Genomic DNA, 22,874 nt, shown 5'->3' on the forward strand with positions numbered 1-22,874 from the left:
ATACGACACGCGGCCGGGAACGGCCGACAGACCGGCGACCCGGAACGGGCCCGTACGGCCTGCCGGCCGGGTGCCGTGACCATGGGCGATCGCCAGGGCCTCGGTCAGCTCACCCCACCCGTGCCGCGTCGGCCGTCAGCGCCCGGCGGGCATACGCGCGCACATCGGCGTCCGGGTCCGTCACGGCCGCCCGCAGGAGGGCCGTCACCTCGGCACGGTGTGCCCACGCGGCCAACGATCGGACGGCGGCCCGCCGCACATCGAGATTCGGATCGCGGACGCCCGCTGTCAGGGCCGGTACGGCGATGTCCGGGGCGGCGCCGCCGAGGGCCGTCGCCGCGCCCTCCCGCACCTGCCACGACGGGTCCGCCATCGCACCCAGCGCCACGACGGCCAGCTCGCCGTGGCAGCCCACCTGCCCCGCGGCGTGCAGAGCGGCAGCCCGCACCAGCAGGTCGGCGTCCGTGGCGAGCCGCCCCAGCACCGCTGCGCTGTGCGGGTCCGCGACGGTACCCGCCCCGTGCGCCACCGCGACGCGTACCTCCCGTGCCGGGTCGGCCGCCGCGACGTCGAGTCCGGTCACGTCGTTGCAGCGCACCAGGCCGCGCACGGCCTGCAGGCGCACCGCGATGTCGGCGTCGCCGGCGGCGGCACGGAAGTCGTCGGCGCGGCCGACTCCGGTGATTCGCTGCAGTTCCACGACCACCTGGCGCACGAGCGGGTCCGCGCTCCGGCCGGCATCGCGCAAACGCAGTTCCAGGCCCGTCGAGGCGGGCAGGACGTCCGCCAGCTCCCGCAGTCCGGTGGCCGCGGCCGCCCGGACCCGCGCGTCGTGGTCGTGCAGCGCGTCGACGAGGGCGTCGGCGACGCCCTCGGGGGCGACCTCGGTGAGCGTCGCCACCGCGGTCCGGCGCACCTCCGGCTCGGGATCGGTGAGGAAGGGCCGGAACTGCGCCAGCGTCGCGTCGCGTTCGGTCAGGCCGAGCACCGCCACGATCCGGTCGCCTGCGGGTTCGCCGGCTCGGGCGGCCGGCCGGGTTTCGGTACGGCCGGGCGCCGCCGCACCGAAGCGGTGGGGTTCCGCGACGATCGTCTCCGCCGCGGCGTCCGGGGGTCGCAGGTCGTCGACGGGCACGAGGTACTCGTGCACCGGCCGTTTCACAAATTCCATGTCGCCGTCGGGGCGGCGGCGCAGGTTGAGGTGGTAGAACCAGTCGGCGTCGTCGCGTGCGGGATGGTCGGTGCGGTCGTGGTACAGGCCCCAGCGGCTCTCGGTGCGCGCGAGTGACGCCCGTGCCGCCATCTCGGCGCAGTCGCGGATGAACGTCACCTCCGCGCAGCGCATCAGCTCGTGCGGGGTACGGGCGCCCATGCCGGCGATCTCCCCGGTCATGCGTTGGAACGTCTCGACCGCGATCTCCAGGTTGGCTGCCGACTTCGGCGGTGCCACGTAGTCGTTGACGAACCGGCGCAGTTTGTATTCCACCTGCGGCTGCGGCGGTCCGTCCGGGTGTCGCAGTGGGCGGTAGATCAGCTCGTGGGCGTCGGTGATCTGGTCCTCGGGGAGTTCCCCGGGGACGGTCGGGTGAATGGCCGCGTGGGTGCCGGCCAGGTCACCGAAGACGAAGGCACCGATCATGTAGTTGTGCGGCACGCAGGCCAGGTCTCCGGCGGCGTAGAGCCCGGGCACGGTCGTCGCGCCGTTCTCGTCCACCCAGACGCCGGAGGCCGAGTGCCCGCCGCAGAGCCCGATCTCGGAGATGTGCATCTCCACGTCATGGGTGCGGTAGTCGTGGCCGCGGCCCGCGTGGAACGTGCCGCGGGTCGGCCGCTCGGTGGTGTGCAGGATCCCTTCGAGCTGCTGAAGCGTCTCGTCGGGCAGGTGGGTCAGCTTGAGGTAGATGGGGCCGCGGTCGGATTCCAGTTCGCGGGCCACCTCGGCCATCATCTGCCCGGACCAGTAGTCGCAGTCGACGAAGCGTTCGCCGCGGTTGTTGACCTGGTAGCCGCCGAACGGGTTCGCCACGTACGCGCACGCGGGACCGTTGTAGTCCTTGATCAGCGGGTTGATCTGGAAGCATTCGATGCCGGAGAGTTCCGCTCCGGCGTGATAGGCCATCGCGTAGCCGTCGCCGGCGTTGGTGGGGTTCTCGTACGTGCCGTACAGGTAACCGCTGGCGGGCAGGCCGAGCCGGCCGCATGCACCGGTCGCCAGGATGACCGCGCCCGCCGCGACGGTGACGAACTCGCCGCTGCGGGTGTCGAACCCGGCGGCGCCGACGGCCCGTCCGTCGCGGGTCAGTACCCGGACCGGCATCACCCGGTTCTCGATCTGGATCTTCTCCCGGTACCGGCGGGTGCGCAGCACGCGGTACAGCACCTTCTTGACGTCGCGTCCTTCCGGCATGGGCAGCACGTACCGGCCGGAGCGGTGCACCTGGCGCACGGCGTACTCGCCGTACTCGTCCTTTTCGAACTTGACGCCGTAGCGTTCCAGCCGCTGCACCATGTCGAAGCCGCGGGTGGCGGTCTGCATCACGGTGCGCTGGTCGACGATGCCGTCGTTGGCGCGGGTGATCTCCCGGACGTAGTCCTCGGGGGTGGCCTTGCCGGGGATGACGGCGTTGTTGACGCCGTCCATGCCCATGGCGAGGGCCCCGGAGTGCCGCACATGCGCCTTCTCCAGCAGCAGCACGCGGGCGCCGTGTTCGGCCGCGGACAGCGCGGCCATGGTGCCGGCGGTGCCGCCGCCGATGACCAGGACGTCGCAGGTGAGTCCGCGGCGGTCGGTGGGAGCGGGAGTCTGCATCAGTCGGTCCTGTCGTCGGCGCCGAGTGCGGCGAGGATCGTGGCGCGGGCGGCCCGGGTCACCGGGGTGCCCCGGGTGGCGAGGTCGCGTGGCTGGGGCACGTCGACGACGGTCCGTACCCCGTCGGGGCCGAGCACGGCGACCCGGTCCCCGATGACCAGGGCCTCGTCGACGTCGTGGGTGACGAACACGACCGTGGCCTCGGTGGCGTCCAGAACGTCGACGAGCAGCCGTTGCATGGCGGCGCGGGTCTGGGCGTCGAGCGCGGCGAACGGTTCGTCCATGAGGATCGCCCGGGGGCCGCCCGCCAGTGTGCGGGCGAGCTGCACCCGCTGGCGCATGCCGCCGGACAGCTGCGCGGGCAGCCGGTGTTCCTGCCCGGCGAGGCCGACGCGGGCCAGCCAGTGCCGGGCCTGTGCTCGCCGTTGCGCCCGGGGAACCTGGCGGATGGACAGGGGCAGCTCCACGTTGCGGCGGGCACTGCGCCAGGGCAGCAGTGCATCGTCCTGAAAGATCAGGGCCCGGTCGGGTGCCGGACCGCGGATGGCGGTGCCGTCGGCGGTGAGCGTGCCGCTGGTGGCGCGGTGCAGCCCGGCGAGCGTGCGCAGCAGGGTGGACTTGCCGCAGCCGGACGCGCCGACCACGACGAGGATCTCGCCGGGGGCCACGTCGAGCGTGAGGTCGCGCAGGACGGGTTCCGCGCCGTACCGGATGCTGACGTTCTCGGCCTGCAACCGCAGGCCGGTGCGCTGCGCCTCGGTGATGCCGGTCATCGCCCGGCCTCCGTCTGGCGGGCGGGCAGCCATCGGGTCACGCGTCGGCCGAGCAGTTCGACCGCCGCGGCGGTGCTCCAGCCGAGGACGCCGATGGTGACCATGCCGACGAGCACGCCCGGATAGTCCACGATGGTGTACGCGTGCCAGGTCCGGTACCCGACCCCGAAGTCCCCGGAGATCATCTCGGCGGAGATCACGCAGATCCAGGACACGCCGATGCCGACCGACAGCCCGCTGAAGACGCCCGGCAGCGCGCCGGGCAGGACGACGCTGGTCAGTACGCGCCATCGGCCGCCGCCCATGGTCCGGACGGCGTCCTCCCAGACGGTGGGTAGGGCGCGCACGGCGTGCCGGGTGCTGACCATGATCGGGAAGAACGCGGCGGTGAACGTGATGAACACGATGCCCTGCTCGTTGCGGGGAAACAGCAGGATCGCGATGGGCACCAGGGCGATCGCCGGAATGGGGCGGATCACCTCGAACAGTGGCTCGAGCACGTCGGACAGCAGCCACGACCGGGCGACCGCGACCCCGGCGGCCACGCCCGCGACGGCGGCGAGGGCGAACCCGGTCAGAATGCGGACCAGGCTCTGCGCGATGTCCTCGTAGTACACCGGGTCGCGGGCGACGTGGGCGAAGTACTCCCCCACGGCCGCCGGCGTGGGGAGCCGGTCGAAGCGGACCCCCACGGTGACTTCCGCCGTGGTGAGCCACTGCCACAGCAGCAGCGCGCCGACCAGCGAGGCGATCCGGATGGTCCAGCGCAGCGGGTGTCGTCGTCGGGCGGTGCGCCGCGGCGACGGGATCGCCGCGCCGTCCGTCCGGGCCGTGGGGGCCGCGGTCACGGCGGTCACGATGCCTGCACCGCCTCGGCGTACGGGATCACGCTCGCGCCGGTGTGCGCCGCGAGGTATCGCTGGGCGGCGGCCGCGCTGGCGAACGGGCGGAACGCGGCGCCGTCGCGTACCCAGGTGCTCTTGTCGGCGAACCAGCGGGTGCCGGTGCCGGCGTCCGGCACGTAGGCGGCCCGGATCTGCTGGCCGGCGGCCTGGGCGGCCTTGACGGCGCGCAGCAGGCAGGTCGGGTCGGCCGCGGGCTGGGTGTGGTCGCCCACCCACAGTTCGCCCGCCAGCGCCGGGTCGGTGACCGGGCGGTGGCAGACCGGGTCGGTGCCGGTGAGGGCGGCCTTGTTGGTGGTGGCGGCGGCATCGGTGTCGTAGCCGGCGCCGTAGACCTCGCGGATGAGGCTGTCGTCGATGAACGCGTCGAGGTCGATCTGCTGCAGGACACCGATCGACTTGAGGAACGGCACGTCCTGTTCCAGCGCGGCGCGCAGCGACGCCTTGACGGTCGGGTCGAACGTGGCGATGCCGTTGGCGCCGTTGTAGAGGTAGACCACCTCGGGCGGCAGCCCGGTCTGCTTCGCGACGATCTGCGCTGCCTCCAGCGGCTTGCTCCAGAGCAGCTGATTCGCGTCCAACTGGGCCTGCAGGAACGCCGTGACCACGTCACGGTGGGCGGTGGCGTACTGGTCCCGGACCACGGTGCCGTGCAACGTGGGCACTCCGAGCTCGCCACCGTCGTAGAGCACCCGGGCGTTGCCCTGGTGCACGAGCAGGCCGGGCCAGGCGACGAACTGGGACAGCGCGGCGACATTGCCGGACTGCAGCGCGGACGCGCCGACCGGCGGCTGCTGGTTCTCGACCTTGACGTCCTTCTCCGGGTCGACCCCGTTCTTGCGCAGCGCCTGGACGAGCAGGCCGTGCCCGGCAGACCCCACGCTGGTCGAGACGACCTTGCCCTTGAGGTCGGCGAGCGTGCGGACCGGCGAGTTCGGCGCCACCACGACCGTGTTCAGGGCGCCGCGCAGGTTGTAGCCGGTGACCGCGATGAGCTTCGTGTGGGTGGCGGCGGACTGCTGGCCGCGGGCACCGTTGATGAGCAGCGGGTAGTCCCCCATCGAGCCGATGTCGATCTTTCCGGCCATCATCTGCGCGGTGATCGGTGCGCCGGTGTCGTAGTCCTGCCACGTCACGGCGTACTTCTTGCCGGTGCGCCGGCCGAGTTCGGCGAGGCGTTTCTCGAAGAAGCCCTGAGCGCGCAGCAGCGTCCCGGCGGTCACCGTGTTGATGGTTTTCGACTGGTAGCCGACCACGACGGGTTCCGCGTCGCTGTCGGCGGCCTGGCCCGCGACGGTGCACCCGGCGAGGGCGGTGACCATCGCGATCAACAGGGAAACGGACCGTGGTGCTCTCATGAATGACCTCATCTGATCAGGAACGGCATGTTGACGGTCACGGCGTTGCTGGGGCAACGCGCGGCGCAGGGGCCGCAGTACCAGCACTCGTCGACGTGCATGTACGCCTTGCCGGTCTGCGGGTCGATCGCGAGCGAGTCGAGCGGGCACATGTCGACGCAGAGGGTGCAGCCGTCGATGCACAGGCTTTCGTCGATCGTCACGGGGACGTCGACCCGCTGGTTGACCAGCGCCATGGGTGTCTCCTTTGTCCGGGCAGCGTCGAGCGGGCGCCGACGGATCGGCGCCGTGAACAGGCGAACTCAGCTGACGATCACGTGGGGCAGTGGCGAGCCGCGTTGCAGTTGGCCGTGCATGGTGAGCCGGTCGCCGCGGAACCGGATCCACTCCAGGTCGACGGGCCGGCCGTCGGCGAGGCGGGTCAGCCGTTCCACCAGCAGCAGCGCTGCGCTCGGCGGGGCGTCGAGCAGGTCTGCGGAGTGCGGGTCGGCGTTGACCGCCTCGAAGGAGATGTCCGCGGTGCCGAGCGGCTGGCTGGCCAGCTGCTCGATGAGGACGAAGATGTCCTGCCCGGCCAGGTCCGCGGCGAGCAGCGGCTCGCCGATGTCGCGTGGCAGGTAGGTGAGGTCGAGCGACAGGGGTACACCGTCGAGCCGGCGCAGCCGCTCGAGATACACCACCGGCTCGCCCTCGGGTACGGCGAGGCGCCGTGCCACGGGAGCCGGAGGCCGGATGAGTGCGGCGGTCCGGACGTCGTTGGTGATCGTCCCCTGAGTGTGCAGCGTCTCCCCGAGACCCATGAGGCGGTGCAGCCCGTGCGCGTACTTGTCGGTGAGCACCGTGGTGCCGATGCCGGGGGAGCGTTCGACCAGGCCTTCGCCGGCGAGCAGGGCCAGCGCCTCGCGGACCGTGTTGCGGGAGACGTCGAAATCCCGGCTGAGCTGAGCCTCCCGGGGTAACTGGCCCCCGGGGAAGGCGCCTGCCAGGACCTGGTGGCGCAGCACGTCGGCGACCTGCCGGGCCCGGTCGGCGCGTCGCCGCCGGGCCTGGTCCAGGCTGCCGGAGGTCGGGTGGTGTGGTCCCATGTCTTCCTCCCTGGCCTGGTCAGCGCGCTGCGGGAAACCATATGAAACTAATGGGAGATGAGGAAGACGCCACTCCTTCCGCCGCCAAACTCCTCACCGCGAGACCCGTCTACCTGCGAAAACGCCCGCGAGCGCGGGTATTGCGCCACCCCCGGAGTCCGCATGCTGGTACGCCGACGTGGCTACGGGTAAGACGACCCAGCCTTCGGCGGCTCGCGCCGGGGCGCCATACCGTCGTCCGGTCAGTCCACGGTGACCGGGTGGCGGACCACCGCATCGAACAGATACCCCAGGGTGTTGAGGGTGGTCGCGTCGGGCTGGGCGTTCCCGCGTTCGTCGACGGCCCGCGCGAGCAGCTCCGTCCGGCCGGGGGTTCGGGGCCGCCAGGTCAGTTCCCACCGCTGCCACCCCACGCCGGGCCCGATCAGGTCGGCGCGGCGCCAGGTCGCGCCGCTGTCGGTGCTGACCTCGACCCTACGGATCGCCGCGTGCGGCGACCATGAACGGCCGGTGAGGCGGACCGGGCGCCCGGCGGGCAGCACCGCCTCGGGGTCCAGTTCGAAGGCGCTCTTGACCACCTGCTCGTCGAACGGTTGGCCGTCGGCTGGGAAGGACGGGCCGAACAGCCGGTAGAACTGGGTGTTCCACGGGCTGAACAGCGGCTGGTCGGACACCTCGATGCGGCCCACCCATTTGATCGAGGCGATCCCGATCCAGCCGGGAACCACCAGCCGGACCGGGTGGCCGTGGTCGGGCGGCAGCGGCTCGCCGTTCATCTCGTACGCCAGCAGCACGTCGTGCAGCGCCTTGCGGACCGGTATCGGCCGGCGCACCGGGCCCAGGTCGACACCGCCGGTGACGAAGTTCGGGTCCAGGCCGACCGGCAGCACGTCCACCGCGCGCGACGACAGCCCGGCCCGGCGCAGCACGGTGCCCAGCCGGACGCCGCGCCATCGGGCCACCCCGATGGCACCCAGGTGCCAGGCGGTGCCCGTGACGGTCTGCCCCTGCTGGCTGGTGAAGTAGCTGCGGGCGTTTCCGGCGCACTCAACCGGGACCGTGAGTGTCTCGGCCGGCAGCCGGCGCAGATCCCGGTAGGAGAAGGAGACGGGGCCGCCGCGCAGGCCGGGGCCGGTCACCTCCAGCCGCCAGTAGCCGGCGTCGATGACCGGCGTGCGGGTGTGGTTACGGACGAAGAAGCGGTCGACCGGCACCAGGTGGCCCTGGTCTCGCATCGCGGACCAGCGCATCTCCGCGTTGGTGCCGAACACCGTGAACAGGTGCGGCGGCAGCGGCTTGACGATCGGGCCGGCAGGATCGGCGGCGGCGGTCGTGGTGCCCAGTACGCCGGCCGCGGCGGCCAGCTTGAGCAGATCGCGCCGGGAGAAGCCGGAGGCGTCGCCGTGCAGCCACTGCCGGAGCCGACGGCTGTCGTAGGTTCGCTCGGACGGCATCGGCGGCCCCCTTCATCGGTCCGCTAACCCTATCGGATGGATGGGATATCCAACACCTGGCGCGGCGAACCAGCCCCGCCGACGACCGCATCCCACCAGGCAAGACCCTGACCAATTGCCTATTGATCAGGTAGACTTTCCTGATCTAGGGTGCCATCCCGTAACTGCGTGGCGCCCTCTGGCGACGGCACGCGCCGAGTGAAGATCAGGGGTGCCGCAGCGATGTTCAGCTTCCCCAATCCGGTGGACGAGATTTCCGCCCGGCTGGTCGCCGGCGGCGTCGTACTGATGTGCGTCGGCGCCGTCGCCCTGCACCAGCCGTGGTTGATCGTGGTCATCGCATACGGGTTCCTGGCCCGCGTGCTGACCGGGCCGACGCTGAGCCCGCTCGGCCTGCTCGTGACCCGGGTGGTTCGACCCCGGCTGAACGTCGCAGCGCGGCCGGTGCCGGGGCCGCCGAAGCGGTTCGCGCAGGGCATCGGTGCGCTCGTGTCGGTGACCGCCGCGGTACTGGCGTTCGGTTCGCACCGGCTCGGCGCGGCTCAGGTCCTGCTGGACCTGCTCGCCGTGGCCGCGACGCTCGAGTCGGTCCTCGGGCTCTGCCTGGGTTGCGTGATCTTCAACCGGCTGGCGCGGATCGGGCTGGTCCCCGCAGCCGTCTGCGCGGAGTGCAACGACATCAGCCTCCGCCCGGCCGCAGTGGACCGCTCAGACCGCGGGTGATGCGGCCAAGTCGGCCGCCGGGCGGCGCAGGCCGAGGTGGTCGCGCAGGGTCGGGCCGGTGTACTCGGCGCGGAACACCCCGCGTTCCTGCAGCAGCGGCACCACTGTGTCGGCGAACTCGTCGAGGCCGTCCGGCACCACGTGCGGCACGAGGATGAACCCGTCGGCGGCGTCGCACTGGACCAGGTCGTCGATCTGGCCAGCCACCGTCCGGGCGCTGCCGACGAACGTCTGACGCCCGCTGACCTCGATGAGAAGTTCGCGGATCGACAGGTTGCCGGCTTCTGCTCGCGCGCGCCACTCGCGGGCCGTGGCGACCGGGTCACGCTGCATGCGTACGCTGGCCCGGCCGCGGGCGATGTGTTCGGCGGAGACGTCCGGGTCGATCTGCGGGAGCGGCCCGTCCGGGTCGTAGGCGGACAGGTCGCGGTTCCACACCTGTTCCAGCAGTTTGATCGCGGTCTGTCCGCTGATCTGCTGCCGCCGGATCGTCACGGCCCGCTCCTGGGCGTCGGCGTCGGTGTCGCCGAGCACGAACGTCGCCGCCGGGAACACGAGAAGTTCGTCGCGGTCGCGTCCGTACGTGGCCAGGCGGCGTTTGACGTCGGAATGGAATGCCTGGCCGGCCTCGCGCGTGCCGTGCCGGCTGAAGATCGCGTCGGCGGTGGCGGCGGCGAACTCGCGCCCGGCGTCCGAGTCGCCCGCCTGCAGGATCACGGGCTGTCCCTGCGGGCTACGCGGCACGTTGAACCGGCCGGCGATGTCGAAGTGCTCGTCGCGGTGCGCGAACGCGCCGGCCCGGCCGTCGGAGAGGAACACGCCGCGGTCCCCGTCGGCCACCACTGCCCCATCCGGCCAGGAGTCGAACAGCGCACCGGCGGCGGCCAGGAACCGGGCCGCCCGGCTGTAGCGGTCGGTTTCGGCGAGGAAGCCGCCGCGCCGGAAGTTCTCGCCGGTGAACGCGTCCCAGGAGGTGACCACGTTCCAGCCGGCCCGGCCGCCGCTGAGGTGGTCCAGGCTGGCGAACTGGCGGGCCACCTCGTACGGCTCGTTGAAGGTCGAGTTGATGGTCCCGGTCAGGCCGAGCCGGTCGGTGACCGCCGCCAGGGCGGAGAGCACCGTGAAGGTGTCCGGGCGGCCGACCACGTCCAGGTCGTAGATGCGGCCGCCCTGCTCGCGCAGACGCAGCCCTTCGGCCAGGAAGAAGAAGTCGAACTTCGCACGCTCGGCGGTCTGGGCGAGCCGGACGAACGACGAGAAGTCGATGTGGCTGCCCGAGCGTGGATCGCTCCACACGGTGGTGTTGTTCACGCCGGGAAAGTGCACCGCGAGGTGGATCTGCTTAGGCAACGCTGTCCTCCGCGTATCGGTTGGCGGGCCGGGCGAGGCCGAGGTGCCCGCGCAGCGTGGTGGCTTCGTACTGGCGGCGGAACGCGCCGTATGCCTGCAGTTCCGGGACCAGGCCACGGGTGATCGCGCGCAGGTCGGCGGGCAGCCGGGCGGGCAGGAGCCGGATGCCGGTGAGGCCGGCGGCGCGCCATTGCAGGATCTGGTCGGCGAGCTGGGACGGGGTGCCCGCGAAGGACGCGGCGCTCGTGCCGTGTCCCGAACCATCCAGATCGTCCAGTCGCTGCCGGTGGTCGCGGGCGGTCCGCGCGTCCTCGTCGAGGACAACCAGGAGGTCGCCGAAGACGTGCGGAGCCCGCCCTGCTCCGACGACGTCCCGGACGTCGTCGGCGTCGTGCGGAGCCGCGAACACGACGTCGGCGCCGACGCCGTACGCGAGGCCCCCGGGTGCCGGAGCCCCGACCGGCGGCCGGCCCTGCGGCGGTCGGGGGGTGATGGACGGGCCTTTGACGCTGAACCAGCGGCCGGTGAAGTCGACATAGTGCAGCTTGTCGCGGTCGATGAACCGTCCGGTGGCGACGTCGCGGATCTCCGCGTTGTCCTCCCAGCTGTCCCAGAGCCGGCGCACCACCTCGACGTGATCGGCGGCCTCGCCCCGCAGGTCCTGGGCGGCCTGCGGACCGGTCCCGAGCACCCGGCGACCGAAGTGGGCCGCCTCGTGCGGCAGCCCGGACACCTGGACCTGCCAGCCGGCCCGGCCGCCGCTGACGTGGTCCAGGGTGGCGATCGCCTTGGCGATGTGGAACGGCTCAGTGTGTGTGACCGTAGCCGTCGGCATCAGCCCGACGCGCCGGGTCAGTGGGGCGGTCCGCGCCGCGATCAGCACCGCGTCGAGCCGGCCACGGACCTGGTCGGTGCGCTCGTCCGGGCCGCCGTCCCGGCTTGACTGCAGGCCGAGCGCGTCCTCGATCGTGACGAGGTCGAGTAGGCCGCGTTCGGCCTCGCGGACCAGGTCCAGCCAGTACCCGGCGGTGAACAGGTCCGCCGGGCGGGCGGTGGGCGCACGCCAGGCGGCCGGGTGCCATCCGGCACCGTTGAGCCCGACGGCGAGGTGCAGGGGCAGCGGACGACTCATGGGCGCCTCCAGCGGCAACGGTCGAGCCCTCACGCTAGGCACGAGGCATGGATATCCTCAAGTCCTATCGGGGAAGTATGTTCAAGGCATGACGGTCCCCCTGTCGATCCTGGATCTCGCTCCCGTGATCTCCGGCGGCGACGCCGGTGACGCGCTACGCCGCACCCTCGACCTCGCCCAGCAGGTCGAACGGCTCGGCTACCACCGCTACTGGGTGGCCGAGCATCATCTGACCCCCGGGGTGGCCAGCTCACAGCCTGCCCTGCTGCTCGGCCAGATCGCCGCCGTAACCGAACGTATCCGGCTCGGCTCCGGTGCGGTCCAGACCGGACTGCTCACCCCGCTGGCCATCGTGGAGCAGTTCGGCATGCTCGACGCGCTGTATCCCGGCCGCTTCGACCTCGGTCTGGGCCGCTCCGCGCAGCGGCGCACGGCGGCCCTGAGCGCGCTGCCGGACGAGGCCCCCGGCGAGGCACGGGTCGTCGACGGGCTGCTGGTCCCTCGCCACTTCTCGTTCGCGCCTTTGCACCGGTCGGCCCGCGCGGCATTGTTCGCCCGGCTGCTGCAGCAACCCGGAGCCACTCCGGCCGGTCTGGACTCCGTGCTCACCGACATCGAGACGCTGCTGGCCGGGCCGTACTCGGATGAGCAAGGTAACGAGGCTCGGGCGATACCCGGCGAGGGCGCCGACGTGGAGATCTGGGTCCTCGGCAGCAGCGGCGGCGAGAGCGCCCGGGTGGCCGGCGAACGCGGACTGCCGTTTGCCGCGAACTACCACGTGGCACCCGCCAAGATCCTCGAGGCAGTCGACGCCTATCGGGCCGCGTTCCGCCCGTCGAAGACTCTGGCCGAGCCGTGGCTCATGGTGTCCGCCGACGTGGTGGTGGCCGAGGACGCGGCCACCGCGCGGCGGCTCGCCGCACCGTACGGGCCGTGGGTGCGCAGCGTGCGCACCGGGGCCGGGGCGATGCCCTACCCGAGCCCGGCAGAGGCCGAGGCCTTGTCCTGGACCGACGCCGACCGCGATCTCGTCGCCGACCGGGTCGACACCCAGTTCGTCGGCACCCCGGACGTCGTCGCCGAACGGCTGGCCACGCTGCGACGCGTCACCGGGGCCGACGAACTCCTGGTCACCACCATCACCCACAACCACGCAGACCGCGTGCGCTCCTTCGGGCTCCTCGCCGAGCACTGGAACCGGTGACGGGCGCACGGCAGCCCACATGGATCGCCGGCCTCGGCCCTTCTCGACAACGGTTGCGGCTGGTTCGACCAACCGCTCCACAGTGGCACCTTTCGGAATCGATCGGCGCGCCACGACCCAGAACGCCATCAGAGGCGACACGGAGAGTATTGTCCTGCCGACGGATGGCATTCCTCGGCGTCTCCACAGATGATGACGGGAGATTTTGCATCGAGGAGGCGCCCATGCCCCAGGTAGTGGTGATTTCCGGCCATCCACGACCCGGATCGGACACGTTGCGGCTGGCCACCGAGCTGGGCGCGCGGATCGCGAAGAGCCGCGGAAACGCTACATTTGTTACGGTCGATGTTGCCGAGCTTGGACCCGGCCTGCTCACCCCGGCCGACGAGGCCACCGGCCGGGCGCTGCTGGAGGTGCAGGACGCCACGCTGTTGATCGTGGCGACCCCGACCTGCCGCGGCACCTTCTCCGGCGCGCTCAAGGTGCTGCTCGACCAGTTGCCGGCGAATGCCCTCGCCGGCGTCGTCGCGGTCCCCGTCGTCACGGCAGAGGTCCAGCCACAGGCCGACACCGCGGAGGCATTCCTGGCCCGGCTGTTGCGCGAACTCGGTGCCGATGTCGTCGACTTCGGACTGACCGCGACACGATCCGAGCTTGCCGATCCCGCAGCCGTGGCCGACCAGTACACCGCCGCCATCATCGCCTGAGTTCACGCCCCGCCGGGGCGGCGTACCCGCGGGGTGCGCCCCGGGCAGAGCTCAGCGCTCGTCGGCGCCCGGCATGCCCGCGGTGTGGCCGGGGGCGATCGACGCCTGCACGACCAGGGCCGCCGCGCCGATGCCGGCCGCATCGCGGGGCTGGGCGGACAGCTCGACGACGATCTCGTGGCGGTACCGGGCGTGGGCGGTGGCGGCCAGGTGGGCGCGCAGCCGCCGGGCGTAGATCGAGCCGGCGATGGCCATGCCCGGACCGGTCAGCACCACCCGGCCCAGGTCCAGCAGGTTCACCATGGAGGTGACGGCAACGCTCAGGTAGCCCGCCGCCTGGTCGACCACGGCGAAGGCGTCCGGGTCGCCACTGACCGCGGCCTGCGCGATCGCGTCGTACGCGCTGAACACGGTCTTCTGCTCGAGAGCCAGTCCCGCCGCGCGGGCCGCGTCCACGGTCGCGGTCATCGAGGCGTACCGCTCGACGCAGCCGCGGTTGCCGCACGGGCACGGCAGGCCGTCGTACACGATCGACATGTGCCCGAGTTCCCCGGCGTCGAAGCTCGCGCCGCGGAACAGTGCCCCGCCGAAGACCAGGCCCGCACCGACCCCTGCGGACAGGTAGACGCTGCCGAACGCCTGCTCCCGGGACACGCGCCGGGTCCAGAACTCACCCAGCGCCGCGGCGGCCGCGTCGTTTTCCACCAGGACCGGGATACCGAGCCGCTCGGCGAGCGCCCTCCGGGCCGAGGCCCACTCCGGACGGCCTTCCCGGTCGCTGGGCGGGGCGGCCGGCGCCACGACCGCCAGGCCCTCGATGCGGTCGCGGGGCAGGTCCAGGTCAAGCATGAAGTCGTCGAAGCGCTCGGCCAGCTGGTCGGCCAGCTCGGAGTCGTCGAGCGGCACGACCTGGCGGCCCACCACCCCGCCGGTCAGGTCGATGGCCACACAGGTCACCGTCTCCGGGCCGAGCTGGAAGCCGATGCCGAAGCGGGTGGCGGGGGTGAGGGCGAGAAGTTGGCGTGGCTTGCCGCGGGCCGAGCCGACCGAGCCGGTCTCGTGGACGATTCCGTCGGCGATCAGGTCACGGACGATGTTGGAGATCGACGGCTGGGTGAGGCCGGTGCGCTCGGCGAGCTCCACCCGGCTGATCGAGGCCGCCGAGCGGATGACGTCCACGATCAGGGCACGGCTGCCCGGCCCCGCCGCCGGCGTTTCCCGACGTGCCATCCGCATGCTCTCCATTTCGCCTGCCAGGCGACAGTTTCGCCGGCCGCCTGCCGTCAGGCGATACCGTACCTGTCGGTGAAACGAGTACGGAGGAATCGGTGGCACAGTCGCGGCGGCGGGTCGGCCTGGTTCTCGCGCGGGCTTCGCGGGTTCTCGGCGAGGAGCCGTACTACCACGAGTTCATCGAGGGACTTGAGCGGGTGCTGACCCCGGCCGGCGTCTCCGTGGTGGTCAAGGTGGTGACCGACCGGGAGGCCGAGAGCCAGACGTACGAGCGGTGGGCCGAGCGGGACCGGGTCAGCGGCGTCATCCTGGTCGACCTGGTGCCCGACGACGAGCGGGTCGCCCAGGTGGGCCGGCTCGGACTGCCCGCCGTGGTGCTCGGCGCCCCGGCGACCGCGCCCGGCCTGCCGGCGGTGTGGACCGACGACGCCCGCTACGCGCGGGAGGCGATCCGGTTCCTGGCAGCAGGCGGGCACACGGTCATCGGCCACATCACCGGCCCGCCGTCCTTCGTGCACACCCAACTGCGCCGGACGGGGGCGCAAGCCGAGGCGGGCAAGCTGGACGTCACGCTGGTGCAGGTCGACGGCGACTATTCGTACGAGTCCGGCCGTGCCGCCACCGCCGGCCTGCTCACCCACGAGCCGACCGCGATCGTCTGCGACAACGATCTGATGGCGCTGGCCGCCCTGGACACGCTGCGCGAGCACGGCATCGCGGTGCCCGCGCACATCTCGGTGGTCGCCTGGGACGACTCGGCGCTGTGCCAGCTGGCCACCCCGCCGCTGTCGGCGATGAGTCACGACGTGGTCCGGATCGGCGAGCTGGCCGCCAAAGCGATGCTCGACGCGATGGCCGGGCAGCCGCCGGAGGTCTACCAGGCGCCCCCGGCCCACATCGTCACCCGCGCAAGCACGAGCTGAGCCGACCGCGGTCACCTGACCGGCCACCCGCGGCACCCACGTGCGCATCCGTCCATCCAATCAGTGCTTAAATTATTAATCTAATCTTGACACATCGACAACCGCGGTCGCATGCTGAGCCCCGCAGAGCGACGAAGTCGCACCCGGGAGCCGTTCTGCAATCGAAGTCCCGGGAGTTCGTCCCCGCGATCCGGAGAGCCCGGATCAGGAAGTCCGTCCCCCAGCGGAGGTCCGTTGATGAAACTCTCCCGTCCCGTCTGGGCCGTCGGCGCCGCCCTGGCGCTGCTCGGTCCGGGCATGGTCTACAGCGCGACGGAGGCGTCGGCGTTCACCGCGACGCCGAAGTCCACCGTGATCAACTACTTGAAGTCGATCAGCGGCACGTCGATCGTCTCCGGCCAGCACAACAAGGAACCGGCCGGCAAGCCCAGCCAGTACACCGCTCAGGTCAAGGCCGTCACCGGCCAGTATCCGGGGCTGTGGGGCGGCGACATGATGTTCACGTCCACCGACGTCGCCAACCGGCAGTCCGTGATCAACCAGGCGAAAACCGAGTGGGCCAACGGCTCGCTGGTCGCGCTGACCTGGCATGCCTGCTCCCCCACGGGCGGCGCCACCTGCAACTTCGACGGCGGCGTGAAGACCAGCATCACGAACGCGCAGTTTCAGGAGATCGTCACCGGCGGCACCAACCTGAACACCGTGTGGCGCAGCCGGATGGCCGCGGTGGTGCCGTATCTCAAGCAGCTCAAGGACGCCGGCATCCCGGTGCTGTGGCGGCCGTTCCACGAGATGAACGAGAGCTGGAACTGGTGGGGCGCCCGGCCTGGCGCGAACGGCGGCGCCAAGATCTACCAGCAGATGCGTGACTACTTCGACAGCCAGGGCCTGGACAACCTGATCTGGGTGTGGAATGTGCAGGACAACCCGGCGGGCGGCTGGGCGAACTACTACCCGGGCAGCAGCTACGTCGACGTCGTCTCGCTCGACGCCTGGTACAAGAGCCACCCGTCGTCGTCGGACTATGCGCAGATCCAGTCGATCGCGGCGGGCAAGCCGATCGCGATCGCCGAGATGGGCAAGGTGCCGACGGCGACGCTGCTCAGCAGCCAGCCGAAGTGGGCCTGGTTCATGATCTGGTCCGAACAGCTGCTCGGCAACAACACCAACGCCGAGATTCAGACGGCGTACGCCCTGCCCCGCGTGCTCAACCAGGGCGAGATCCGCTTCAGCTGAGGTTCATCACCGTGGACAGGTCGGTCAGCACCCACGGCGCGTTGACCAGGGCCGGGTCGAGGGCGTTCGGTGCGCGGACGTGGAATATGGTCGACTCGCCGGGCAGCATGGTGACGAAGCCCTGGTCGACGGTGGCCTGCGGGTGGATGCGGTCCGGCTGCATCAGGACGTCGCGGGCCAGGCCCGCGGCGTGCACCCGCACGTCGAGGCCGCCCGGCACGGTCTCCACGCCGACGGTGAGGCCGGGATCCTCGTACGAGAAATCGGTGTTGAAATGCACCGCGCGCGCATCATCGAGGCGGGCGACGAGCATCTCGGCCTCCGGCGCCGGCACCAGTGCCACCGATCGAGGCGGCACGCTCACCGACTCGGTCGCGAGCTCAGTGCCGTCGAGGGTTTCGATGCGCACGGTCCCCGACCACGGCGCGGCGTCGTCGTTGAGGACCGCGACCATCAGGCCGCCGTCGCGGGGCTGGATGGTGAGCGCCCGGTCCGCGTTCATCTCGCGCAGCGCGAACCAGAGCGGCTTGTACCGGCCGGCGCCGTCGATCGCCGCCCACGAGGTGACCGGCCACAGGTCGTTGAGTTGCCAAAGGATCGCGCCGCCGGTGTGCGGCCAGTGCGAGCGCCAGTGTTCGACGCCGGTGCGGACCGCCCGGACCTGGTTGAGCTGGGTCAGGTAGTGCCAAGCCTCGGTACTCGACGGCGACCCGAAGTGCGGGGCCAGGCCACGAGCCAGTTTCCCGTTGCCGTCCTCGGCCTTCTGGTGGTGCAGCACGCCGGGCGAGTCGGGCAGTATCGGTGAGTCGGAGACCGCGTCGCGCAGCGTGGTCCACGCCGGGGGTGCCTGCCAGCCGAACTCGGCGACGAACCGGGGTGTGGAGTCGCGATAGTTCAGGTAGTCCTCGCGGTTCCACACCTCCCAGGAGTGGAAGGTGCCGTGGCCGGCGTCGTTGGGTTCGTGCTCCCAGGACCCGGACCAAGGGCTGCCGGCCTGGTAGGGGCGGGACGGGTCGAGCTCGGCGACGATCGCCGGGAACGTTTCCAGATAGAACTTCTCGCCCCAGCTCACACCGGCGGATCCCCATCCCATGGCGCGGTGCAGCCACAGGTTCTCGTTGTTGCCGCTCCACGTGATCAGGCTGGGGTGCGGTGCGAGCCGGGCCACGTTCTCCCGGGCCTCGGCGACCACCTCGGAGAACATCGGCTCCTCCTCGGGGTAGTCGGCGCAGGCGAACAGGAAGTCCTGCCAGACCATCAGCCCGAGCTCGTCGCAGACCTCGTAGAAGTCGCGGCTCTCGTAGATGCCGCCGCCCCACACCCGGATCAGGTTGACGCCGGCCGCGGCGGCTTCGCGCAGCCGCCGCGCGTAGCGTTGCCGGGTCATCCGGGACGGAAAGATGTCGTCCGGGATCCAGTTGACGCCTTTGACCAGCACCGGTGCGCCGTTGACGTGGAAGACGAACCCGCCGCCGGTCTGGTCGATCGTCACGCTCCGAAAGCCGGTGCGCTGCTGTCGGCGGTCGAGCACGGTGTCGCCGTCGAGCAACTCGACCGTGAGGTCGTAGAGCGCGGGCTCGCCGTACCCGCGCGGATTCCACGGCGTCACATCATCGACGTCGACGCACGCGTGCGCGGTCCTTTCCAGACCGGCAAGGGACAGTACGGCGATCTCCCGCCCGCTCAGCAGCACGCGGGCGCGCAGGTCCCGCGCACGGGTGCGTTCCACATCGATGGTCAGGTCGAGCCGGCCCGTGCCCTCGAAGGTGGCCAGGGGCCGGACCGCGGCCAAACGTGCGGTGCTCCAGCCCTCCAGGCGCACCGGCCGCCAGATGCCGGCGGTGACCAGGGTCGGCCCCCAGTCCCAGCCGAAGCTGCAGGCCATCTTGCGGATGAAATTGAACGGCTCCGGGTACGCGTTGTCCCGCGCCCCCAGCAGGTCACGGACCTTCTCGGCCTCGGTGTAGGCGGAGGTGAACCGCACGTTCAGCGGCTGCGGGCCGTCCCCGAGCAGGCCGGTTGCGTCGTACCGGTAGCTGCGGTGCATGTTGCGGGTCGTGCCGAGCTCGACTCCGCCGAGCTCGATCGCGGCGATCGTGTCGAGCCCGTCGAAGACCAGGTCGACGCGCTCGTGCGCGGGCCCGGTCCACCGCACCTCGCGCCGGTACTGCCAGTCGGTGCGCCCGACCCAGGCGACCGCCTTCTCGTTGTCGTCCAGGAACGGGTCGGGCAGCCGGCCGTCGTTCATCAGGTCGACGTGCACGCAGCCCGGAACGATCGCCGGGATGGCGATGTCGTCGGCTTTCTCGCGCAGCTCCCAGCGTCCGCCGAGGTCTTCGATATGCAACATGTGCACGTCCTTCGTCACTTGGTGGCTCCGGCGGTGATGCCGTTGTAGATGAAGCGTTGCAGCAGCAGGAAGACCACGACGGTCGGAATGATGACGATCATCGTGCAGGCGGCGATCGTCTCCCACTGCGCTCCATAGGGGCCTTTGAAGCGGAACAGCGCGGTGGAGATGACGCTCAGTTCGGGTGAGCGCAGATAGAGGAAGGGGATGTAGAACTCGTTGTAGATCGCGATGCCCTTGATGATCACCACGGTGGCGATCGCCGGTCTCATCAGCGGCAGGATCACCCTACGGTAGATGGTGAACCGGTTGGCGCCGTCGATCATCGCGGCCTGGTCGATGCTCTGCGGGATCGACTGCATGAACTGGACGAAGATGTAGATCGACACGATGTCGGTGCCCATGAACAGCACGATGGCCGACCACGGGGTGTTGACCAGGCCCATCGACTTGACGATCTGATAGGTGGCGACCTGGGTGGTGACGCCGGGCACCAGGGCCGCGACCAGGAAGAGGCCGAGCACGAGACGCCTGAAGGGGAAAGCAAAACGGCTTATCGCGTACGCGGCGAGCGTCCCGACCGCGACCGTGCCGGTCAGTGAGATCACCAGGATGAACGTCGTGTTCCAGAATCCGCGCAGCATGTCCCCGGCGGTCCAGGCGGTCGCGAAGTTGTGGAAGTTGAGCCAGTTCCGCGGCGGGGTCAGCGGGCCGGTGGTGGTGTATTCGGTGTGCGTCTTGAACGCCGCGAACAGCACGACCACCAGCGGGATGAGGACCACCAGCGACGCCAGGATCAGGGAGGCGTACGTGGCAGCGCGCGCCAGTCTCATCACGACAGAGTCACCTCGTCGTCGGGCAGCACCCGGCGCTGGATCCAGGTCAGCAGCAGCACGATCAGCAGCAGCACCACCGCCATGGCCGAGGCCAGGCCGATCTGCCGGAACTGGAAAGCCGTCTGATAAGCCTGGACGACGAACGTGCGGGTGCCGTTCGCGCCGCCGGTCATGATGAACGGGATCTCGAAGACGCTGAGGCTGCCGGAGATCGCCAGGATGAAGGAGAGGCTGATGATCCGCCGGATGCCGGGCGCGATGATGTGCCGGAACTGGTGCCACCGGTTCGCGCCGTCGATCTCCGCGGCCTCGTAGATCTCGCCGGGGATCGACTGGATCGCGCCGAGGAACAGCACGAAGTTGAGCCCGGTGAACCGCCACACCGACGTGCCGGCCAGGGAGACGTTGGCGATGTCCGGGTCACCGAGCCAGAGCTGGGTGTGCCCGCCGAGGCCGGACATCCGCAGCAGTGTGTCGAGGGTGCCGTCGGGCTGGAACAGGTAGAGGAAGACGAAGCCGACCGCGACGCCGTTGAGCAGGTACGGGAAGAACAGGATTCCCTTGAACAGATTACGGAACCGGACGCTGAACGACAGCACGACCGCGAAGTAGAGGGCGATCGCGATCTGCGCGAACGACGCGGCGAAGTAGTAGAGGCTGATCAGGAAGACCCGCCAGTACTGCTCGTCGGTGAAGACGCGCACGTAGTTGTCCAGGCCGGCTGGGTCCATTGTCGGATCCAGGCCGTCCCACTTGTGGAAGCTGTACCAGAGCATGTTGCCGACCGGCACATAGGTGAACGTGATCAGCAGGAGCAACGCCGGTGCGACGTACAGCCAGGGGGTTCTGAAGTTCCTGGGCCGGGCCCGGCCCGCCTCGACGGCGGGCCGGGTGGCGACGAGCTGAGCGGTCACTTCATGACCTGGGACTGGGCGGCACTCCACCGCTTGTTCAGGTCGGCGAAGAAGGAGTCCTTGTCGCCCTTGGCGGCGCCACGGGCGACGTCGACGAGCTTCTGCCGGTAGATGTTGCCCTTGAGGTCGATCTCCGACTCCTTGATGATCTCGTCCTCCTTGCCGGAGTTCGAAGTCGCGGGCGGGACCTCGACCAGCTCGACGCCGGTGGCCGTGAAGTCCTGCAAGGTCCTGGGCAGCGGCTGGTCGACCGCGGGCGGAATGGCCTGCTGGTCGCCGGCGAAGCCGGACTCGTTGACGAAGAAGTCGAGCCAGGCCTTGGCGGTGGCCTTGTTCCTGGAGTTCCTGCTGACCGCGGCCAGTTTGTCGCCGTCGATGGTGGCGTGGAACGTGCCGGCGTTCCGGTACGGGAACGGCCAGAAGGCGACGTCGCCCGGGTTGGCGTTCGCGGCCTCGGCGGCGTCCTGGATCTGCGGGACCGCCCACGAGCCGAGCAGCATGGTCGCCGCCTTGCCGGTGGCCAGCATCGGCTTCGAGCTTTCCCAGTTGGTCGTCAGCGGGTCCTTCTCGCTGAGCTTGGCGTGCACGATGTCGTACAGCATGCTGTCGGTGATGTACTCGATCTTGCCGGGCTGCCAGGGGTTCGCGTCGGCCGGGAACCTGTCGTTGATCTGCGGGTCACCGAGCACGGCACGCTGGTTGTTCCATTCGCTCAGCGGCCAGCCGTCCTTGTAGTTGGTGTAGTACGGGACCGCGTCGGTCTTGTCGGCCACGGCCTGCAGCCCGGCGATGAACTCCTCCGGCGTCCTGGGCGGCGCGGTGACGCCGGCCTGTGCCCAGATCCGCTTGTTGACGACGAAGCCCTTGGCGACGCCGCCCAGCGACAGCCCGTACACCTTGTCCTGGTAGGTGGCCGGGCCGAGGAACCGGTACTTGGCCTTGAGCTGCTCCGGGGTGCCGAGCGGCTCGAAGAACCGGCTGTACTGGTCGATGGCGACCGCGCTCGGGATCAGCAGCACATCACCGTAGTCGCCGCTGCTGAGCTGGGTGGTGACGTCGTCCTCGTAGTTGGTCACGCCCTGGAAGGTGACCTTGGTGCCGGGGTACTTGGCTTCGAACTTCTCGGCGTACCCGGGCAGCGTCGTGTTCACCAGGTCGGTCCGGTTGGTCAGGACCGTGATGGCGCCCTTGACGTCGCCGGAGAAGTCGCCGGTCGCGGCGGTGTCATCGTTGCCGGCCCCGCCGGTGCAGCCGCCCACTAGAGCCAGGGTGGCCGCGGCGCCGAAGCCGAGGAACTGCCTTCTATTGAACATGCCGATGTCCGTCCTGCTGGTTTCAGCGAGGGCGGTGTGCCGGTACCGCCCGTTCGAGCGCCCAGCATGAGTCGGCCGTCAGCGGCATGTCAAGGTTAGATTATTAATTTAAGAGATGTTGGATAGTGTGGCAGCTCCGTCATCGGATCGCCCGCGGGTCAGGCTACCTACGCCGAGGTCGCGCGACGGCGGCGTCGATCTCGGCGCGTCGCCGTGTCACGAGCGCCTCGAACGCCTCGTCAGGCAGGTACCGCTCGTCGTTGAACCGGATGCCGCCCTTGGTGGAATCGAAGCCGTCGAGTTCCGCCACCACACTGGCGACGACCTCGGCGCTGAACGGGAACACCGAGTAGCCCTGCTTCGTCGACACGACGCTGATCAGCGGCCGGCCCCGATACCGCAACGCCGCCATTCCGTAGCCCTTGCCCTCCTCCGCTTCCGGCGCGACGGCCATCGCAAGGAGCCGGTACCGCTCGAGCACCGAGCAGGCAGGCTCGTCGCGACCGGCGATGTAGTCAGTCACCTCGCCCATGCCACCATCGTGGCACCCGCGGGACCAGGTCAGCCGGCGT

General features: G+C 70.5%; 20 protein-coding genes. 5 read left to right on the forward strand and 15 right to left on the reverse strand.

What is annotated here, in order from left to right; all coding sequences use genetic code 11:
- Positions 1-109 precede the first annotated feature (109 nt).
- The 7 genes from ACMCNO_RS21420 to ACMCNO_RS21450 form a co-directional block, all read right to left on the reverse strand.
- Positions 110-2,809: a fumarate reductase/succinate dehydrogenase flavoprotein subunit gene (locus tag ACMCNO_RS21420; protein ID WP_412751241.1), complete on the reverse strand. Its 2,700-nt coding sequence runs from the start codon at positions 2,807-2,809 to the stop codon at positions 110-112.
- Complete coding sequence (locus ACMCNO_RS21425) at positions 2,809-3,582, reverse strand: ABC transporter ATP-binding protein (RefSeq protein ID WP_412751242.1); 774 nt, start codon at positions 3,580-3,582, stop codon at positions 2,809-2,811. Before ACMCNO_RS21425 ends, ACMCNO_RS21420 begins: the two co-directional genes overlap by 1 nt.
- A complete protein-coding gene (locus tag ACMCNO_RS21430; protein ID WP_412751243.1) occupies positions 3,579-4,430 on the reverse strand; it encodes an ABC transporter permease in 852 nt (283 codons plus the stop codon). Before ACMCNO_RS21430 ends, ACMCNO_RS21425 begins: the two co-directional genes overlap by 4 nt.
- A 5-nt stretch (positions 4,431-4,435) precedes the next feature.
- Entirely contained in the window at positions 4,436-5,842 is a 1,407-nt protein-coding gene (locus ACMCNO_RS21435; protein WP_412751244.1) for an ABC transporter substrate-binding protein, read from the reverse strand.
- An 8-nt stretch (positions 5,843-5,850) separates the two neighbouring features.
- Positions 5,851-6,078, reverse strand: coding sequence for a ferredoxin family protein (locus ACMCNO_RS21440; RefSeq protein WP_412751245.1), 228 nt, complete (start codon positions 6,076-6,078; stop codon positions 5,851-5,853).
- 66 nt (positions 6,079-6,144) lie between these two features.
- Entirely contained in the window at positions 6,145-6,927 is a 783-nt protein-coding gene (locus ACMCNO_RS21445) for a GntR family transcriptional regulator (protein ID WP_412751246.1), read from the reverse strand.
- 242 nt (positions 6,928-7,169) lie between these two features.
- Positions 7,170-8,381 carry a sulfite oxidase gene (locus ACMCNO_RS21450; RefSeq protein ID WP_412751247.1) on the reverse strand — a complete coding sequence of 404 codons (1,212 nt, stop codon included), beginning with the start codon at positions 8,379-8,381 and terminating at the stop codon, positions 7,170-7,172.
- Positions 8,382-8,603: 222 nt separating this feature from the next.
- Between ACMCNO_RS21450 and ACMCNO_RS21455 the strand changes: the two genes are divergently transcribed.
- A complete protein-coding gene (locus ACMCNO_RS21455) occupies positions 8,604-9,104 on the forward strand; it encodes a DUF4395 domain-containing protein (protein ID WP_412751248.1) in 501 nt (166 codons plus the stop codon).
- Here the strand turns inward: ACMCNO_RS21455 and ACMCNO_RS21460 are convergent.
- Both ACMCNO_RS21460 and ACMCNO_RS21465 read right to left on the reverse strand, forming a co-directional pair.
- Positions 9,090-10,454 (reverse strand): NtaA/DmoA family FMN-dependent monooxygenase, encoded by a 1,365-nt coding sequence (locus ACMCNO_RS21460; RefSeq protein ID WP_412751249.1) that lies wholly within the window; start codon positions 10,452-10,454, stop codon positions 9,090-9,092. The two genes, ACMCNO_RS21455 and ACMCNO_RS21460, sit on opposite strands and share 15 nt — an antisense overlap.
- Positions 10,447-11,586: an LLM class flavin-dependent oxidoreductase gene (locus ACMCNO_RS21465; RefSeq protein ID WP_412751250.1), complete on the reverse strand. Its 1,140-nt coding sequence runs from the start codon at positions 11,584-11,586 to the stop codon at positions 10,447-10,449. Before ACMCNO_RS21465 ends, ACMCNO_RS21460 begins: the two co-directional genes overlap by 8 nt.
- Positions 11,587-11,674: 88 nt before the next feature.
- On the opposite strand from ACMCNO_RS21465, the gene ACMCNO_RS21470 reads away from it, so the two are divergent.
- The gene (locus tag ACMCNO_RS21470) at positions 11,675-12,790 is read left to right on the forward strand and encodes an LLM class flavin-dependent oxidoreductase (protein ID WP_412751251.1); all 1,116 of its coding nucleotides are present in this window, start codon (positions 11,675-11,677) and stop codon (positions 12,788-12,790) included.
- A gap of 164 nt (positions 12,791-12,954) precedes the next feature.
- Positions 12,955-13,497 (forward strand): NADPH-dependent FMN reductase, encoded by a 543-nt coding sequence (locus ACMCNO_RS21475; RefSeq protein ID WP_412751252.1) that lies wholly within the window; start codon positions 12,955-12,957, stop codon positions 13,495-13,497.
- Positions 13,498-13,548: 51 nt separating this feature from the next.
- On the opposite strand, the gene ACMCNO_RS21480 is transcribed toward ACMCNO_RS21475, so the two are convergent.
- A complete protein-coding gene (locus tag ACMCNO_RS21480) occupies positions 13,549-14,727 on the reverse strand; it encodes an ROK family transcriptional regulator (protein WP_412751253.1) in 1,179 nt (392 codons plus the stop codon).
- A gap of 98 nt (positions 14,728-14,825) precedes the next feature.
- On the opposite strand from ACMCNO_RS21480, the gene ACMCNO_RS21485 reads away from it, so the two are divergent.
- Positions 14,826-15,653: a LacI family DNA-binding transcriptional regulator gene (locus ACMCNO_RS21485; RefSeq protein WP_412751254.1), complete on the forward strand. Its 828-nt coding sequence runs from the start codon at positions 14,826-14,828 to the stop codon at positions 15,651-15,653.
- 237 nt (positions 15,654-15,890) lie between these two features.
- Entirely contained in the window at positions 15,891-16,889 is a 999-nt protein-coding gene (locus tag ACMCNO_RS21490; protein WP_412751255.1) for a glycosyl hydrolase, read from the forward strand.
- Here the strand turns inward: ACMCNO_RS21490 and ACMCNO_RS21495 are convergent.
- The 5 genes from ACMCNO_RS21495 to ACMCNO_RS21515 form a co-directional block, all read right to left on the reverse strand.
- Positions 16,882-19,239: a glycoside hydrolase family 2 protein gene (locus ACMCNO_RS21495; protein WP_412751256.1), complete on the reverse strand. Its 2,358-nt coding sequence runs from the start codon at positions 19,237-19,239 to the stop codon at positions 16,882-16,884. The two genes, ACMCNO_RS21490 and ACMCNO_RS21495, sit on opposite strands and share 8 nt — an antisense overlap.
- 14 nt (positions 19,240-19,253) lie before the next feature.
- The gene (locus ACMCNO_RS21500; RefSeq protein ID WP_412751257.1) at positions 19,254-20,072 is read right to left on the reverse strand and encodes a carbohydrate ABC transporter permease; all 819 of its coding nucleotides are present in this window, start codon (positions 20,070-20,072) and stop codon (positions 19,254-19,256) included.
- On the reverse strand, positions 20,072-20,989 hold the full coding sequence (locus ACMCNO_RS21505; RefSeq protein ID WP_412751258.1) for a carbohydrate ABC transporter permease: 918 nt from the start codon (positions 20,987-20,989) through the stop codon (positions 20,072-20,074). Before ACMCNO_RS21505 ends, ACMCNO_RS21500 begins: the two co-directional genes overlap by 1 nt.
- Positions 20,986-22,302, reverse strand: coding sequence for an ABC transporter substrate-binding protein (locus tag ACMCNO_RS21510; RefSeq protein ID WP_412751259.1), 1,317 nt, complete (start codon positions 22,300-22,302; stop codon positions 20,986-20,988). Before ACMCNO_RS21510 ends, ACMCNO_RS21505 begins: the two co-directional genes overlap by 4 nt.
- 163 nt (positions 22,303-22,465) lie before the next feature.
- Positions 22,466-22,834 carry an iron chaperone gene (locus ACMCNO_RS21515; protein WP_412751260.1) on the reverse strand — a complete coding sequence of 123 codons (369 nt, stop codon included), beginning with the start codon at positions 22,832-22,834 and terminating at the stop codon, positions 22,466-22,468.
- Between the last annotated feature and the right edge of the window lie 40 nt (positions 22,835-22,874).

It is taken from the genome of Krasilnikovia sp. M28-CT-15, assembly GCF_047159595.1.
In the GTDB taxonomy this organism is placed as follows: Bacteria; Actinomycetota; Actinomycetes; order Mycobacteriales; family Micromonosporaceae; genus Actinoplanes.

Coding starts and splice junctions, on each gene's coding strand:
- ACMCNO_RS21420 (WP_412751241.1), bottom strand. CDS start 2,809: ATGCAGACTCCCGCTCCCACCGACCGCCGCGGACTCACCTGCGACGTC.
- ACMCNO_RS21425 (WP_412751242.1), bottom strand. CDS start 3,582: ATGACCGGCATCACCGAGGCGCAGCGCACCGGCCTGCGGTTGCAGGCC.
- ACMCNO_RS21435 (WP_412751244.1), bottom strand. CDS start 5,842: ATGAGAGCACCACGGTCCGTTTCCCTGTTGATCGCGATGGTCACCGCC.
- ACMCNO_RS21440 (WP_412751245.1), bottom strand. CDS start 6,078: ATGGCGCTGGTCAACCAGCGGGTCGACGTCCCCGTGACGATCGACGAA.
- ACMCNO_RS21445 (WP_412751246.1), bottom strand. CDS start 6,927: ATGGGACCACACCACCCGACCTCCGGCAGCCTGGACCAGGCCCGGCGG.
- ACMCNO_RS21450 (WP_412751247.1), bottom strand. CDS start 8,381: ATGCCGTCCGAGCGAACCTACGACAGCCGTCGGCTCCGGCAGTGGCTG.
- ACMCNO_RS21455 (WP_412751248.1), top strand. CDS start 8,604: ATGTTCAGCTTCCCCAATCCGGTGGACGAGATTTCCGCCCGGCTGGTC.
- ACMCNO_RS21465 (WP_412751250.1), bottom strand. CDS start 11,586: ATGAGTCGTCCGCTGCCCCTGCACCTCGCCGTCGGGCTCAACGGTGCC.
- ACMCNO_RS21470 (WP_412751251.1), top strand. CDS start 11,675: ATGACGGTCCCCCTGTCGATCCTGGATCTCGCTCCCGTGATCTCCGGC.
- ACMCNO_RS21475 (WP_412751252.1), top strand. CDS start 12,955: ATGGCATTCCTCGGCGTCTCCACAGATGATGACGGGAGATTTTGCATC.
- ACMCNO_RS21480 (WP_412751253.1), bottom strand. CDS start 14,727: ATGGCACGTCGGGAAACGCCGGCGGCGGGGCCGGGCAGCCGTGCCCTG.
- ACMCNO_RS21490 (WP_412751255.1), top strand. CDS start 15,891: ATGAAACTCTCCCGTCCCGTCTGGGCCGTCGGCGCCGCCCTGGCGCTG.
- ACMCNO_RS21495 (WP_412751256.1), bottom strand. CDS start 19,239: ATGTTGCATATCGAAGACCTCGGCGGACGCTGGGAGCTGCGCGAGAAA.
- ACMCNO_RS21500 (WP_412751257.1), bottom strand. CDS start 20,072: ATGAGACTGGCGCGCGCTGCCACGTACGCCTCCCTGATCCTGGCGTCG.
- ACMCNO_RS21510 (WP_412751259.1), bottom strand. CDS start 22,302: ATGTTCAATAGAAGGCAGTTCCTCGGCTTCGGCGCCGCGGCCACCCTG.
- ACMCNO_RS21515 (WP_412751260.1), bottom strand. CDS start 22,834: ATGGGCGAGGTGACTGACTACATCGCCGGTCGCGACGAGCCTGCCTGC.